This window comes from Loigolactobacillus backii (genome assembly GCF_003946275.1).
Taxonomy (GTDB): Bacteria; Bacillota; Bacilli; order Lactobacillales; family Lactobacillaceae; genus Loigolactobacillus; species Loigolactobacillus backii.
Genome location: NZ_RHNQ01000019.1, coordinates 1 through 15,572 on the forward strand (window position 1 = coordinate 1; position 15,572 = coordinate 15,572).

Here is a 15,572-nt window from a genome sequence, read left to right on the forward strand (position 1 = left end):
GGTCCGAAGAACGGTTAAAAAAAGACCCTACACATTTGATTTGTCGAAACTTTGTTCAGTTTTCAAAGGTCTACTTCGTTGGATCATTGTCAGCGACAACTCAATCAGTATAGCAGATTAAGCGGATGCTTGTCAAGCAGTAATTTGAATTTTTATTCAATCAATATTCAAGCTTGCTTAACGCGACAACTTTTACAGTTTAGCAAGAATCTAATTTGTTGTCAAGAACTTCTTTAACCTGATTAATTGGTCAATCCGGTTAATCGCTGACAACAAATAATACTATACCAACATTGCACTACATCGTCAACAGAAATCTCGAAATTTAATGAGATATTTTCTATACCCGAACATTCCCAAAGCATTAAGCTTAATAATGATGGATTAATACTCACAATATCAGGGCCAATCAGCCGAATATTCAGCCAAAAATCGTTTAATTATACAATCCCATATCTACCTTAATTTTCTTGAACTTGATCGTAAACAAAAAAGGCTGGGACAAAAGTCCCTGGCCTCTTCTTGTTTCCGATCATTATTCTAGAACGTGCGCCAAAAGTCTGAGTTCGTATGCCTAACTACAACTAATCCAACAGCTATAGGGACGGTTATTGGATTAGCTTACGTTACGCAGTGAACCCAAAACTGACTTTTGCCCCACCTTTTTTTACTTACTAGACTTCAATTCTGGTGCATCCGTTTGGTAATCACTCATGGTCGATTTACCATTATTCTTTGCCTTAACACTAGTTGGATCATCTTTTTCAGCTTTCTTAAGCTTCTTCACTCCAACTGATTCCTTATAATTAAAGTCACTCTTAATAACTTTTTTGAAACCTTTTGGCTGATAGAAACGTAGTAAATCACCATTCACCACTTTATCGGATGCTGATAATTCTGTTGTCACATGATTCTGTAAATTATCAACAGCAACTTTCTGCTTTGCCGACAAATGCTTAAGCTCTTTACCGGTTTGCGAATCATAAACATCCCCACCATACTTAGTATAAGTCGGCGAAACAAAGTCACCATTTCGGAAAGCCACTGTCTGATTACGGTTTGGTGCCAACAAATCCTGCCCAAATTGAATAGTATCCTGATTCTTCACACCCAATAAATTCAAAATTGTTGGTAATACGTCAATTTCACCACCATAAGTATGGTTAATTCCACCTTTAAGTCCTGGCATATGGATCATGAACGGAACCTTTTGGAAGTTGGCTAAATCATAATTAGTAACCTTCTTCTTGCCTAACAACTTGGCAATTGCCGGTTTATGGTTATTTGATATTCCGTAATGATCACCATACATAACAATCATACTATTTTTGTCTAAACCGGTTTTCTTTAGATAACTCATAAATTCACCAACCGACTGATCTAGATAGTGTGCCGTCTGCGCGTAAGGATCAACTGTTGAATCACCCGTATCAAAAGCATCAATACTCTTATTCTTACTGTCAAGAATATAAGGGTAATGGTTAGTTACGGTTATCAGCTTAGCGTAAAACGGTTGTGGTAACTGCTGAATATACTGAGCAGAATCCCGCAAGAAAATCTTATCCTTCATCCCATAACCGACATTATACTTTGCCTTATCGGCGTTTTTATAATAGTCCTTACTAAAGAAATAGTCATAGCCCCAAGATTTATAAGCATTGTCACGATTCCAGAAACTAGGCACATCCCCGTGAAAAGAGGCAGTCGTGTAACCCTTTTGATCTAAAATTGCTGGTGCGGCCTGGAAAGTATTAGTTGTTCCATCCGTAACCATGGCCGCTCCTTCAGGTAAACCAAACAAACTATTTTCTAGCATTAATTCAGCGTCGGCCGTTTTACCCTGACCAACCTGATTATAAAAATTATCAAAACTCAACGTATCGTTTTCGTGGTACAGCTTATCAATATTTGGCATAATCTCTTGCCCGTTAACTTTATAATCGATCATAAATTGTTGCAGGCTCTCCAAGTGAATCACAAAAACATTCTTTCCCTTGGCCACACCACTGTACTGAATATTAGGAGAAATACGATTCTTTTTTAAATAATTTTGAACGCTAGCCAAATCAGAACTATTGGCATTGGCCTTAGTCGTATTATTCTTAGTTGTTTTAACACCATCGTAAACCGTATAAGCTTCCAAGCCTAAATACTTGACGATGTAATTATTATCGAATGTTCGTGTTAACAAACCAGACCGATCACTTTCCGCCAAACTTAAGTTAGCACCAAATAAAACAACGGCTAAAGCACTAATTGTGGCGGCATAACGAAGTTTAAATGGATTAGTGTCCATCTTAATCCATTTGAACGCAACAAAGATAATCAGTAATGCGACGTCTAAAAAGACGAGAAAATCGGTGGGCTTTAAAATACCGGCAATACTCTTACTTAGATTGGTAGAAACTGAACTTGATCCTTTCATCAAATTAAACGCCAGGAAATCAGAAAATTCCCGGTAATATAAAATATTGGAAAACAACCAAGTTGAAAGGATTGCATCAATCCCAATCATAAACCAGTAAGACTTACGACCGCGCATGTATAGCGCTAGGCCGAAAAGTAGAATTGCAAAGGGTAATGGATTAAGCGCAAGCAGTAGTTCCTGCATACTCCCTTTTACACCCAAATTAAATTTAGTTCTATATGCAATATATGATTTCACACTAAATAGTAATACTGCGAGGATAAAGAAGCCTAACCTCGAATTTAATCCAAGGCGTACTTTCTTTACTACTTGCCTCATAAGAATTTGCCCCCGTCAAAATAGATTTATCTGAACTCAAGTCTCCTAAATCATACTGGATTTCTTTCTGAAAAACAATTGTCCCTGCTAAGCTTCACAAAATATTTACTTTTAGTCGCAACTAATATAATCAAAGTAGGACCCAATTTCATTAATAATAACCAGTTCCGAACCACTCTAGTACAAAATATTTATTAATACGTTCCGAATATAAAAGTATCGCCAAAGAGAATACTCTTCAGCGATAAGGTGATGGCCTATTATGATCAAAAGAACTAGTCGTCTAAGAGATCAAAAATCTCTATTGCAATTAAATCAATGTCATCAAACTGGAATTTCTGGTGTTGCGCCAGTTCTTCCAGCTCATAAGTTTCGGTTTTCGGATCATAGGTAACTAATCCTCGTTCCGCACCGTCCTTTTCAAAACGGCGTGTCTGTTCTTCATTGTCACTAGCATCTTCTTGCATTGCTGCCAAGCGATGAATAATGGCAACTAATTGTGAGCTTTTCATAGCGAGACTCCCTTCATCCAGTCTTCAACATATAATCATACCAGAAAAAAGTAAAAAAGGGACTTTTTCCCACTGACTTATTTTAATTTTAATCTAAAACTTGGTCAATTGGCCAATTAAATCCGTTAAAATTTAAGTTTGATCTTTAAGTTCTACCACCTTGTCAGGTTTAACGACCATGGCAAACATGCCAATAAACATTCCTAAATAATACGTCATTACACGCCATAATATCATTGCTAACACCAGTTTGCTATTGGAAGTTATAAACGTCGCAAAGAGTGCCTTAAAACTCAATTCAGCACCGCCTGAGCCACCTGGAATTGGAAACAATGAAATAATCATGACAATCATAATGTGCATCACTAAAACTTCAAAAAAGTTTGTCTTATTTAGCCCTAACGATAGCAAAACAAAGTACGGCACACTGTAATAAAAGATTAGCTGAATAAAAGTCAACAAACTTGCAACAACGATTGTCTTAGTATCGCGCTTAATTCGCAGACTTTCAGCATAAAAATTATCAATTTTATGATCCAATTGTTCCTTAATTTTGGCCACACGCTCGGCCTTCATAAATAATTTAAGCGGCCGTAAACACAAATGAACTAATTTTTTTGTAAAATTATACCAATACATCACCATTAATAAACCAGCAATAACCGTTAAATGCATAATAAATCCAAAAACAACTAGCCACGCCAAATAAGTGAATTTGGCGGCCACCAAGTGAAAACCAAATACTAACGTCAAAATGAAATTAATTAAAACCATCGCCTGAAAGACGACAAACTTCATCAATAAAAGCGAACTGGCCCGACCACCGTCAATCCCCGATTGCATTAAAGCAACCAGTTGGGCGGGCTGACCGCCTGAAGAAAAAGGTGTAATTGAGTTAAATAATTGTTCAACCAATGGTATCCGTAAAGCATTTTTGAGCGAAAATTTTTCTACTCTTTTTTTTAGTAAAACCTTAACAACAAAGGCCTCAAATAGCCAATACAATCCCATGCACAAAGCCGCGACACCTAGCCACCAAAAATTGAGGTGGGTTAAATCGTGGGTTAGTTGTTGCAAATTAGTCGCCCGTAATTCGTACCAAAAAATTCCGATACCTAAAGCAAGCATTGCAACTAAAGCCGCAATGTTTCGCCGACTCATCGCTTACCTTCTTCGGCTTGCTTTAAGTAAAAATCATGCCAAATCCCGGCCAGGCGCTCTTCAGAATAATAGGCGGCCCCTTCACGCGCGCGTTCAGTCATGTATTCTTGGGCCGCCTGATTTTTTTTCAAAGTAGAAATTTTTTCGTTCATAACGTCAACGTTGGCCGCGGCAACGTAGTACCCGGCAATAATTGAACGATATAGGGAAAGATCACGTAACAAGACCGGCGTACCACAGGCAAAGCTTTCTAAAACGGACATGGGAAATAATTCATTATATGAAGGTAATAAAAATAAATTACTCAAATTATAGTAATCAACTAACTCTTCGCGGGGAACGATTCCTGGAAAACGTAAATTGGCTGGCGGGTTATCTAAGATTTTTTTATACCTAGCATAACCATCCGTCATTTTTCCAAACGAAAAGCCGCCTGCCCAGATAAATTGAACATCAGGATTACGTTTTGCCAGGGAAACAAAATCGCCAACACCCTTACGCTCTTGAATTTGTCCGGCACCAAAAATTATGAACTTATTTTGTTCTAAGTGATATTGGTTACGTAGATCACTTTTTTCAGTTGCAGTTTTTTCATAAAATTCCTTTTTTGAAACAAAATTAGGAATATAAGTGATTTTGTTAGCCGGAATATTATACTTCAATAGCTTCGGAATAAAGCTTGGGTTAACAACAACTATGTGATCCATTCGTTTATAAAAGGCAATCACGTAACGATAGAATAAGCCCTTAAATGGCCGCGGAATTGTTAGGCTTCCTTCTAAGGTTTCTGGCAAAAAGTGGACGTAACCAATTTTTTGTCCCCGTCGTTTAAAAAAAGTCGACAAAAAAAATTGCGGATCAATCGTATGGTAATGGCTAATGTCAGACTTACCATACTGATTAATCGTAATTTTAAACTCACCTTTAAAGCGAGTTTCCAGCAGGCGAATTAATTCTGTATAGGCACTGCCAACACCTTGCCCCTTCACTTTAGTTGCACTAGAAAACATGTGTATATTTAGCATAGTTGACTCTCCTAATTTTTACTCGCTTATATCGGCTGAATCTTGCTCTAAAGCGCTATAATAGGCCTGCGAATTTTGATAAAAAGCAACAACTTCGTGTGCAAAATGTTCGGCCGAAATATCATGTAATTTACTTAAACGTGGTTTGGGGTCATTAAACACATTAGGATGAGCCAAATAGTTAGTTATTTGATGTATCATTTCTGCCTCAGTTGAAAAAGTAGTTCCAATTGCTGGATCATCTAATAAATCAGTTGTATACGGGCTAACTGCCGCAACACTTTTTAGACCGCTTGCCATTGCCTCAACGTAAGTTAATCCCTGAGATTCGGATTCAGAAGCCGAAACAAATAAATCAGCCATGTGGTAATAAGCCGAAACATGATCATTAGGAACCTCACCAGTGAAATAAACGTGCTGCTGTAAACCCAGTTGCTGCGCCTGCTTAGTTAGATCTTCTCGTGCCGGACCATCGCCAACAATGACCAGTACGGCCTTAGGTTGTTGCCGAAGTATTTTAGGTAAGGCATCGATTACTTCATGAATGTTCTTTTCGTAAGCAACTCGACTTAAGGACAATAAGATGGGGACTTCTGGTTCAATCCCTAATGACTGTCGCGGGTTGGTTAGAATTGGTTTTTCGTATTTCGAAATATCAATTCCAGTTGGAATAATTTTCATTGGAATTTTAACCCCGTAATCACGTAACGTTGCCACGACTCGCGAGCTAGGCGCAATTACCCCGTGCATATTGTGTAAATAGGCGTGCATTGCTTGCTTAACGTGATACGGTCGCAATAGCTTACCATTCAAAATATAGTGTAGGTAGTCCTGATACATGGTGTGATAAGTATGAACGCAAGGAATTTTTAAATTTTTGGCAACAAATTTGCCAATGTAACCCATTGAAAATTCAGTTTGCGTATGAACAATATCTAGGTCTAAGTCACGAGCAACCTGATAGGCGTGAAATAGTCCCCGAACCGCAATCCGTCGGTCAGTGAACGAAACAAAGGGAACACTAGGAAAACGAAAAATATTGGGTTCAAATTCATCTTTATCCACGTGCGGGTCCGTTGTTGTAAAAATATAAACCGAATGTCCTTCACGTTCTAATTCCTCTTTTAACGTCCTAATAGAGGTTGCAACCCCACTCACCTGAGGAAAGTAGGTATCAGTAAATAATCCAATATTCACGTGTGGTTGTCCTCCTTTGTCTTTTAATTAATCTAATTATAGTGGGAAGCATACTTAAGCGCAAATGCCATCATTTAGCATAACGAAAACACCGGTAAAATAAATCACTCCAAAGTCTGATTTTCACGACCAACTATAGTCACTAGCCTACACTTTTCTTTAACTCACTGCATAAAAAATGGTAAGAAATCAATTCGATTTCTTACCATTTTGAATTTCATCTATTGATTTGTTGCTTTTTTTACTAGATTAATGACATCTTCATTGGTTTCTGCTTCAGTCACTGCTTGATCGGCAATTTTCTTCATATCAGCAGTGTCTAACCGCCGCATCAAACTGCGAATCTTCAGGATCGAAGTAGCACTCATTGAATATTCATCTAGGCCAAGGCCAAGTAAAACTGGAACCATAATTGGATCACCAGCAGCTTCACCACACATACCAGCCCACTTACCTTCCTTATGTGCAGCATCAATCGTCCGCTTAACTAAGCGTAAAATTGATGGATTATAAGGTTGGTATAGGTAAGAAACATGCTCATTGCCACGATCAGCGGCCATGGAATACTGGATTAAATCGTTAGTTCCAATACTGAAGAAATCAGCGTATTTAGCTAATTTATCGGCAATTACCGCTGCTGCAGGGATCTCCATCATCATACCGACTTCAATCTTATCAGCAACAGGTGTACCAGCATCAATTAACTTCTGCCGTTCTTCCTCGTAAATTGCCTTTGCTTGTTTGAATTCATTAACGGTTGCAATCATTGGGAACATGATGGCTAAGTTACCGTAGTGTGAAGCACGCAACAAAGCACGCAACTGCGTCCGGAAAATGTCTTGGCGATCAAGACTAATCCGGATAGCACGATAGCCCAAGAATGGGTTCATTTCTTCAGGAAGTGGCAAATAAGATAAATGCTTATCTCCGCCAATATCCATCGTCCGAACAACGACTTGCTTACCGTTCATTCCTTCAAGAGCAGCCTTATAGGCCTTAAACTGTTCATCCTCAGTTGGTAATTCAGCAGAATCCATATATAAGAATTCTGAGCGGAACAAACCAACTGCTTCTGCACCATTATCCACTGCTGCAGGTACATCATTTGGCGTACCGATGTTTGCTGCAGTTATGAAACTCTTACCATCTTTTGTGATGGTTTTTTCGTTTTTAAGTTTTTCCCATTCAGCCTTTTGAGCAGCAAAATCTTTCGCCGCCTGATCATATTTTTTGACATCGTCAACGCTAGGATCAATAACCCCAACACCACCGTTACCATCAACGATAACCATTTGGTCTTCTTTGATCTCACTAGTTGCCTTTTCCGTCCCAACAATCGCTGGAATTTCAAGGGAACGTGCCATAATTGCTGAATGGCTGGTCCGACCACCAAGATCAGTGATGAATCCTTTAACGTATTTACGGTTTAACTGAGCAGTATCACTTGGTGTAAGATCATGCGCAATAATGATGACTTCTTCATCAATTAGCGAAGGATTGGGTAAAGTGACACCTAGTAAATGGCTCATTAATCGCTTTGTAACATCACGAACATCTGCTGCACGTTCTTGCATGTACGGATTATCCGTCATCGCTTCAAACATTTGAATAAAGTTAGCTGATACGTCACTAAGGACCTGTTCAGCATTAACTTTTTTATCCTTAATACCACTTTCAATTGCACCAACAAATTCTGGATCATCCAAAATCATCATGTGTGCATCAAAAACTTGGGCCTCTTCTTCACCCAAGCTTTTAGCAGCTGTTTCGCGAACTAACTTTAATTCCGCACTAGAAGCAGCGACCGCTTTATGCAAGCGATCAACTTCTGCTTGAACGTCATCAATCGACTTTTTAGAAAATGATAAATCAGGTTGAACGAGTAAATATGCCTTTGCTCGTGCAATGCCGTCAGATGCAGCAATCCCTTTTAACATTTCCGTCATTAGTCTGCGAGTCCTTCTTTCTTCATTGTATCAGCAACTGCGTTAATTGCGTCTGCTTCATCAGCACCTTCAGCAGAAATTGATACATCAGCACCTTGGCCAACACCAAGCGACATGACACCCATAATTGACTTTAAGTTAACAGACTTGCCCTTATATTCAAGGTTAACATCTGAATTAAACTTACTAGCAGCCTGTACTAATAATGTAGCAGGACGTGCGTGAATACCTGTTTCTGCAATAATATGAAAATCGCGTTTTTCCATAACTAATCATACTCCTTCAACTTATATATTAAGATATGTTAGGGCTTTCCCTTTTTGGTACCCTAAGGCGAAACGACATTTCAATCACTCGATTGTCCTTTCACTGTTAAACATTACCATTTTTTTTACAGTTCGACAACCACTTTGCGACCGTTTTCTTTAGTATTTTCAATGTTTAATAAAAATTTAGCAATCGTTTTCGCCGTTTCAATGGTATATACCGTTTGTTAGCGTTTTCTTACTAAATTATTATTTTTGTCCCGCCGTTCGATCATAATGATAGGTCACATTTCCGCCTCGATGGGCTTCCCCCACAATACTTTTACGTCTTGGATAATCCAACCAAGCCGTCCGAAAAGCGTAAAAGTCATCTTTAGAAACCTCAATTATTTGTCTTTTTCCGGCCTCTAGTTCCGCTAATTGTGTTTTATAATCGGTCATTTTCTTTGCCTCATTTCTTTTCCTATCCTATAATAATAGTGTACACGACATATGTTTGAAATGAAATTAGCACTCGAAAATATTTCTGCCAAATTTTCGTGTTAATTCCTTGCATCTCAAAACATTAATTTGTATAATACATTTGAAGGTCAAAGATGGTCAAATAAACCTTTGCCTTTTACCCTATCTATAACGACAATAATTATGTATGAAAGGTTGTGAAATAGTCGATGCTATGTCAAAACTGTCATAAGAACGAGGCAACCATCCATTTATATACAAATGTCAATGGCACTCGCCAACAGATCGATCTTTGTCAAAATTGTTACCAATTATTAAAGAAACAACAAGGTAACCCAACTGGTGGTCAACCAATTAATGCGGCTGGCACTGGCGATCCATTTGGCTTTAGTAACTTAGACGACATTTTCCGGGCTATGGGCCAAGGTAGTATGCCTGAGAATAATGGCCAATCATTCCAACAAGGTCCCCAGACGCAAGCCGGTGGTAACGGCGGTAACGGTCGTGGTGGTAAAAATGGTAATGGTGGCCTACTTGAACAATTTGGTGTTAACCTCACCAACTTAGCCAAGCAAGGTAAAGTTGACCCAGTCATTGGTCGCGATAAAGAAATTGAACGTGTCATTGAAATTCTAAATCGTCGAACAAAAAATAACCCAGTCCTCATTGGTGAGGCTGGTGTCGGTAAAACCGCAGTCGTCGAGGGCTTGGCCCAAAAGATTGTGGCCGGACAAGTACCACAAAAGCTACAAAATAAAGAAATCATTCGCTTGGATGTTGTTTCACTTGTTCAAGGGACCGGTATTCGTGGTCAATTTGAGCAACGGATGCAACAGTTAATGGATGAAGTTCGTAAAAATGAAAATGTCATTCTCTTTATTGATGAAATTCACGAAATTATGGGTGCTGGTAATGCCGAAGGTGGAATGGACGCTGGTAACGTTTTGAAGCCGGCCCTTGCTCGTGGTGATTTCCAATTAGTTGGTGCAACGACATCAAATGAATACCGTAAAATTGAAAAAGACGCGGCACTTGAACGCCGTTTTCAGCCAGTTCACGTTGAAGAACCAACTGTAGACGAAACAGTGCAGATTTTAAAGGGATTGCAAAAGAAGTACGAAGATTACCATCACGTTAAGTATACTGATGAAGCAATCAATGCTGCCGCAACCTTGTCTAACCGTTATATTCAGGATCGTTTCTTACCAGATAAGGCCATTGACCTACTTGATGAGGCTGGTTCTAAAAAGAACTTAACGATTAATACAGTTGATCCAAAAGTCATTAAGGAAAAAATGCAACAGGCTGAAAGTCAAAAACAACAGGCTTTAAAGCAAGAAGATTACGAAAAGGCCGCTTACTATCGTGATCAAGTCAAAAAATTGACTAAAATGCAAGCCAGCGATACTGCTAGCGAGGATACACCATCCATTGGTGAAAGTGACATGGAACAAATTGTCGAAGAAAAGACAAATATTCCTGTCGGTGAATTACATTCAAAAGAACAGAAACAATTAAGAACATTAGCTAGTGACCTTGACAAACATGTTATTGGTCAAACTGAAGCAGTTAACAAGGTTGCACGGGCGATTCGCCGGAATCGGATTGGCTTTAATAAATCTGGCCGTCCAATTGGTTCTTTCTTGTTTGTTGGCCCTACTGGTATTGGTAAAACCGAGCTGGCTAAGCAATTGGCTCAAGAACTATTTGGCTCAGAAGACTCCATGATTCGTTTTGATATGAGTGAATATATGGAGAAACATTCGGTTTCCAAGTTAATCGGTTCACCGCCTGGCTACGTTGGTTATGAAGAAGCTGGGCAATTAACTGAAAAAGTTCGCCGTAATCCTTATAGTTTAATTTTACTGGATGAAATTGAAAAGGCACATCCTGATGTGATGCACATGTTCTTACAAATTCTTGACGACGGTCGTTTGACTGATGCACAGGGTCGAACTGTCAGTTTCAAGGATACGATTATCATCATGACCTCTAATGCTGGTCAAGGTGACGCCGAAGCTAATGTTGGTTTTGGTGCTGCCGCTGCTGGCCAAACACATTCAATTATTGATCAGCTTTCTAATTACTTTAAACCTGAATTTTTAAACCGTTTTGACGATATTGTTGAATTTAACTCTTTGACGAAGAAAGATTTGTTGAAGATCGTCGATTTGATGTTGGCCGACGTTAACCAAATGACTGCTGACCAAGGTTTAACTATTCACGTCACCGAAGCCGCCAAAGAAAAATTAGTTGATCTAGGTTACAATCCTGCTATGGGTGCACGACCATTACGCCGTGTTATTCAAGAGCAAATTGAAGACCAAGTTGCTGATTATTATTTGGATCACGCTGATGAAAAGGAACTAGAGGCTCATCTCTTAAAGGATAAGATTGTGATTGACTCCCAGAAACCAGCGATTCAACCAGCAACCGATAAAGCTTAAATAATGATCCAAGATTAACGGAAGTGGGACAAAAGTTGGTTTTGGGTTTACTACGTAACATAAGCTAATCCAATAACCGGACTATGGTTATTGGATTTGGCTGTAGTTAGGCACGTGAACCCAGACTTTTGGTGCACGTTCTAGAATAATGATCGTAAACAATAAGAGGCCAGGACAAAAGTCCTGGCCTTATTTTGTTGCTTTATCTATTTCGAAAACGTGCTCCACTATTCTTATCGGGATTACTTAAAAGCATAATAATTCTCTTTTAGCAACTGATTCTTTATAATATTAGGAAAGAACTAGTCTAAGGAGGCACACTGATTATGAAATTAATTGATGTTACAAATAGTTACGTTGATGTCGTGACCAATCAGCTAAATAGTACCGATGCTCATCACGTTCGTGTCTATTCACTAGGTAATACAACGGTTATTTTCACTAGGGCAACAAACCATGATGAAATTCTATTAACTAATCGATCGCGCAATATCCAAACAAATGAAATCGATTACGTGTTAGATCAATTGGTTCACCTCACCCAGGCCGAGGTTAAACCCATTATTTCAGATAAATTGGCCGAAATTTCAATTACTCGCAACAATAAAGTTAGTAGCTGAATTGGCTAGGTCGTGTTTGGACAATGGCTTTATTAGTATTTCCCTGACTAATTTAGTGTAAACGTGTTTGAAAGTTAAGTCGCCTTTGCGTTGATAACTATGGCTAAGGTGGCCTAACTTTTTTCGTGGCCGCAACCATTTGTAAGAGACTATCTAAAAATATGATTTAACACACAATTTTTTACACCACTAGAAAAGACTGCTAAACTAAAAATAAAGCGATTTAATAAACAGTCACCGGCAAAGGGGGATTTTAAGATGAGAAAATTTTTACGCCTAATTCGACGCTTACTCAATCCTAAAAAAGTGGCTGTCCCCGCCTCAATTGAAGTTTCCACACCTGAACTTCCCGCAGTTGAGCCACGCAACAAAGCATCATTGGCTTATTTGCCACAAACGCGGTCACTTATTCCGGCGGTTCAATCTGCCCTCGTCGTTGTCTTTTACCTAACTGAAACCGGTAAACAACTCGCTAAACCATTAATTTTTAGTGGCCAGTTAAACCAAGCGTTTAAAGTTAATTTCCCAGAATTTAATAATTATTATTTGGCCACAATTACAAACTATCACAGCTATTTTGTCTATCCCCGAACGAGTATTCAATTAATCTACGCCCAACAAGTTGCGGCCCCAGTTATTGTCTTTCACTTTAACCAAGAGCACCAACTTTTGCGCCAACCTGAATACTTAGTAGGCACATTAGGCGCTCCCTACCAAACCCACCACCTCCACTTAAAGCAGTACCGTGCTGTTCGGGCGACAAGTAATCGCCAAGGCCAGTTTAGTGGCAAAACCCAGATTGTAAATTATTTTTATCAAACCTCTGCTATCATTTGGTCAACGCGCTACTTGGACAGCTACATTAGCCTTCGCACTCAAGTCCAAGCGTTTCGCTTTCCTGGTCAATCACCTTTACGGTCTAGCCTACCAAAGCAATCAATCTGGCGCATATTCCGTAAGGTCAAAATCTTTGATGGCAGTCTTTGGTATGACCTTGGTGGCCAGTGGATTTCCGTTGTCCACGCTAGTCGGCTTAAACAATCACCATTTATTCGCCAGCAACCAAAACCGTTAACGCCACCACTATTTAGACAAACCGCAATTATTCCAGGATCGCGCCGAGCTGCCATCTCGTTTGCCAGCGATCAGGCCGTTACAACTTGGTCAAAGCCCTACGGCGACCCCCTACACCGACTTCGTCACGGCCAAATCGTTAATATCATTAAGGGAACGATTTTAAATAATAACAGTGTTTGGTACGAGCTAGAGGACGCTTCATGGCTCGAGGAGCACTATTTACACTTATTACCCCCAATTAATTTATTTAATCGACCGATTCAGCGCCTGCAACTTTCTGAGCGGTCCTAACAAGACACAAAAAAATGAGTCAAAAAGTAGGTTAAAAGGTTATTTCGCTTTAACAATTAATTTGTTAAGCGGAAAGTCTTTATCTTTTACTTTGTGACTCATATTTTTATGCCCTAAAACTGCACTATTCTAATAAGTTGCTAATGCTTTTTACTAGCAGAAACCATATTCGTTGATAATTTCTCAGTTAACTTAATATCCGGATATTTCTGCTTAAACCAGCGCTCTGCAAATTCATTTTCAAATAAGAATAGTGGCGCATCATTTTGATCACGAACCAATAAATTACGTGAAGAAGACATTTTTTCATCTAATTGCGCGGGATCAATCCAGCGGGCAATCTTTTCGCCCATTGGTTCCATGATCACATCCGAATTATATTCGTTCTTCATCCGAAATTGGAAAACTTCAAACTGTAATTGACCAACTGCCCCTAAAACATAATCATTAGTTAAATAGGTTCGGTACAATTGAATGGCGCCCTCTTGCACTAACTGATTCATGCCCTTGTGAAATGATTTTTGCTTCATCACATTTTTTGCATCTACTTTAACAAATAATTCGGGCGTGAATTGTGGTAATTTTTCAAATTTAATGTGCCTTTTACCGGTATAAATTGTATCCCCAATTTGAAAATTACCCGTATCATAAAGGCCAACAATATCACCAGCCACGGCCGACTCCACGGATTCCCTAGTATTGGCCATAAACTCCGTTGAATTAGACAAACGCAATTTGCGCTGGGTTCGTTCTAAAGTAACATCCATCCCCCGCTCAAATTCACCTGAACAAACTCGAATAAAAGCAATCCGATCACGGTGATTAGGGTTCATATTAGCCTGAATCTTAAAAACAAATCCAGAAAACTCACTTGCCACTGGTTCAATGAGGTCGTCATCCTGCGTTTTATGCGCGGCCGGTGCAGGTGCGTACTCTAAATAATTTTCCAAGAAAGTTTTAACCCCAAAATTAGTTAAGGCAGAACCGAAGAAAACTGGCGTCTGTTCTCCCTTAGCAATTTTGGCTGTATCAAATTGATTACCGGCCTCTAGTAGTAACTGCGTGTTTTCTAATGCCTGTTGGTAAATCGATTCCTTTTTCAACGGGTGATCGCCAATGATTTCACCAGTTTCCTTATCCAAGGGTAAATATTGCCGACCATCTGCATCAGGATGATACAGGGCCACTCGCTGATTATAAATATCATAAAGACCGCGTAGATCCCTGCCCATGCCAATTGGCCAATTCATTGGGTACGCCTCAATGTTTAATAATTCCTCTAATTCGGCAATTAAATCCAGCGGTTCCCGGGCATCACGATCCATTTTATTCATAAACGTAAAGATCGGAATTCCCCGCATCCGACAAACCTGAAAAAGCTTTTTAGTTTGCGGTTCGATCCCTTTAGCGGCATCAATAACCATGACTGCCGAATCAACGGCCATCAAAGTGCGGTAAGTATCCTCTGAGAAGTCCTCATGGCCTGGTGTATCCAAAATGTTAATTCGCTTACCTTGGTAATCAAACTGCATTACGGAGCTAGTTACAGAGATTCCCCGTTGCTGCTCAATTGCCATCCAATCTGATTTAGCAAATTGGCCGGATTTTTTACCTTTGACGGTACCGGCAGAGCGAATAACGCCACCAAATAACAGCAATTGCTCGGTAATTGTCGTTTTACCGGCATCAGGATGTGAAATGATAGCAAATGTTCGGCGTTTACTCACTGCTTGCTCTAATTCTTTATTTTGCATAACTTAGTTCCTTCCTAAAAGGTAGCCTAACTATGTTCCAAAACTGTTTTTGGCACAGTCTGATCAGT

Annotated in this window: 12 protein-coding genes; 3 read left to right on the plus strand and 9 right to left on the minus strand. The window is 39.3% G+C overall.

Features of this window, described 5'->3' with window-relative positions:
• Positions 1-667 precede the first annotated feature (667 nt).
• From EKM61_RS04895 to EKM61_RS04930, 8 genes are all read right to left on the minus strand, one after another.
• A complete protein-coding gene (locus EKM61_RS04895) occupies positions 668-2,746 on the minus strand; it encodes an LTA synthase family protein (RefSeq protein ID WP_068376613.1) in 2,079 nt (692 codons plus the stop codon).
• A 275-nt stretch (positions 2,747-3,021) separates the two neighbouring features.
• Positions 3,022-3,258 carry a YkuJ family protein gene (locus EKM61_RS04900; protein ID WP_068225407.1) on the minus strand — a complete coding sequence of 79 codons (237 nt, stop codon included), beginning with the start codon at positions 3,256-3,258 and terminating at the stop codon, positions 3,022-3,024.
• Between the two features lie 132 nt (positions 3,259-3,390).
• Positions 3,391-4,419: a lysylphosphatidylglycerol synthase transmembrane domain-containing protein gene (locus EKM61_RS04905; RefSeq protein ID WP_068225408.1), complete on the minus strand. Its 1,029-nt coding sequence runs from the start codon at positions 4,417-4,419 to the stop codon at positions 3,391-3,393.
• Positions 4,416-5,444, minus strand: a complete 1,029-nt coding sequence (locus tag EKM61_RS04910; RefSeq protein ID WP_068376610.1) for a glycosyltransferase family 4 protein — start codon at positions 5,442-5,444, stop codon at positions 4,416-4,418. The genes EKM61_RS04905 and EKM61_RS04910 overlap by 4 nt, the downstream gene beginning before the upstream one ends.
• An 18-nt stretch (positions 5,445-5,462) precedes the next feature.
• The gene (locus EKM61_RS04915) at positions 5,463-6,641 is read right to left on the minus strand and encodes a glycosyltransferase family 4 protein (protein ID WP_068225410.1); all 1,179 of its coding nucleotides are present in this window, start codon (positions 6,639-6,641) and stop codon (positions 5,463-5,465) included.
• Positions 6,642-6,862: 221 nt separating this feature from the next.
• Positions 6,863-8,587 (minus strand): phosphoenolpyruvate--protein phosphotransferase, encoded by a 1,725-nt coding sequence (gene ptsP / locus EKM61_RS04920; RefSeq protein WP_068225411.1) that lies wholly within the window; start codon positions 8,585-8,587, stop codon positions 6,863-6,865.
• Positions 8,587-8,853, minus strand: coding sequence for a phosphocarrier protein HPr (locus EKM61_RS04925; RefSeq protein ID WP_068225412.1), 267 nt, complete (start codon positions 8,851-8,853; stop codon positions 8,587-8,589). Before EKM61_RS04925 ends, ptsP begins: the two co-directional genes overlap by 1 nt.
• A gap of 249 nt (positions 8,854-9,102) precedes the next feature.
• Positions 9,103-9,294 (minus strand): hypothetical protein, encoded by a 192-nt coding sequence (locus tag EKM61_RS04930; protein ID WP_068225413.1) that lies wholly within the window; start codon positions 9,292-9,294, stop codon positions 9,103-9,105.
• Between the two features lie 230 nt (positions 9,295-9,524).
• Between EKM61_RS04930 and EKM61_RS04935 the strand changes: the two genes are divergently transcribed.
• The 3 genes from EKM61_RS04935 to EKM61_RS04945 all read left to right on the plus strand — a co-directional run bounded on the left by EKM61_RS04935 (position 9,525) and on the right by EKM61_RS04945 (position 13,750).
• Positions 9,525-11,762: an ATP-dependent Clp protease ATP-binding subunit gene (locus tag EKM61_RS04935; protein WP_068225414.1), complete on the plus strand. Its 2,238-nt coding sequence runs from the start codon at positions 9,525-9,527 to the stop codon at positions 11,760-11,762.
• 326 nt (positions 11,763-12,088) lie between these two features.
• The gene (locus EKM61_RS04940; protein WP_068225415.1) at positions 12,089-12,382 is read left to right on the plus strand and encodes a DUF1827 family protein; all 294 of its coding nucleotides are present in this window, start codon (positions 12,089-12,091) and stop codon (positions 12,380-12,382) included.
• Between the two features lie 258 nt (positions 12,383-12,640).
• Positions 12,641-13,750 (plus strand): MucBP domain-containing protein, encoded by a 1,110-nt coding sequence (locus EKM61_RS04945; protein ID WP_068225416.1) that lies wholly within the window; start codon positions 12,641-12,643, stop codon positions 13,748-13,750.
• A gap of 140 nt (positions 13,751-13,890) precedes the next feature.
• On the opposite strand, the gene EKM61_RS04950 is transcribed toward EKM61_RS04945, so the two are convergent.
• A complete protein-coding gene (locus EKM61_RS04950) occupies positions 13,891-15,504 on the minus strand; it encodes a peptide chain release factor 3 (protein WP_068225417.1) in 1,614 nt (537 codons plus the stop codon).
• Between the last annotated feature and the right edge of the window lie 68 nt (positions 15,505-15,572).

Excerpts from the sequence above, each read along its gene's own strand:
- EKM61_RS04905 (WP_068225408.1), bottom strand. The coding sequence starts at position 4,419 with ATGAGTCGGCGAAACATTGCGGCTTTAGTTGCAATGCTTGCTTTAGGT.
- EKM61_RS04950 (WP_068225417.1), bottom strand. The coding sequence starts at position 15,504 with ATGCAAAATAAAGAATTAGAGCAAGCAGTGAGTAAACGCCGAACATTT.
- EKM61_RS04935 (WP_068225414.1), top strand. The coding sequence starts at position 9,525 with ATGCTATGTCAAAACTGTCATAAGAACGAGGCAACCATCCATTTATAT.
- EKM61_RS04900 (WP_068225407.1), bottom strand. The coding sequence starts at position 3,258 with ATGAAAAGCTCACAATTAGTTGCCATTATTCATCGCTTGGCAGCAATG.
- EKM61_RS04945 (WP_068225416.1), top strand. The coding sequence starts at position 12,641 with ATGAGAAAATTTTTACGCCTAATTCGACGCTTACTCAATCCTAAAAAA.
- EKM61_RS04940 (WP_068225415.1), top strand. The coding sequence starts at position 12,089 with ATGAAATTAATTGATGTTACAAATAGTTACGTTGATGTCGTGACCAAT.
- ptsP (WP_068225411.1), bottom strand. The coding sequence starts at position 8,587 with ATGACGGAAATGTTAAAAGGGATTGCTGCATCTGACGGCATTGCACGA.
- EKM61_RS04895 (WP_068376613.1), bottom strand. The coding sequence starts at position 2,746 with ATGAGGCAAGTAGTAAAGAAAGTACGCCTTGGATTAAATTCGAGGTTA.
- EKM61_RS04910 (WP_068376610.1), bottom strand. The coding sequence starts at position 5,444 with ATGCTAAATATACACATGTTTTCTAGTGCAACTAAAGTGAAGGGGCAA.
- EKM61_RS04930 (WP_068225413.1), bottom strand. The coding sequence starts at position 9,294 with ATGACCGATTATAAAACACAATTAGCGGAACTAGAGGCCGGAAAAAGA.
- EKM61_RS04925 (WP_068225412.1), bottom strand. The coding sequence starts at position 8,853 with ATGGAAAAACGCGATTTTCATATTATTGCAGAAACAGGTATTCACGCA.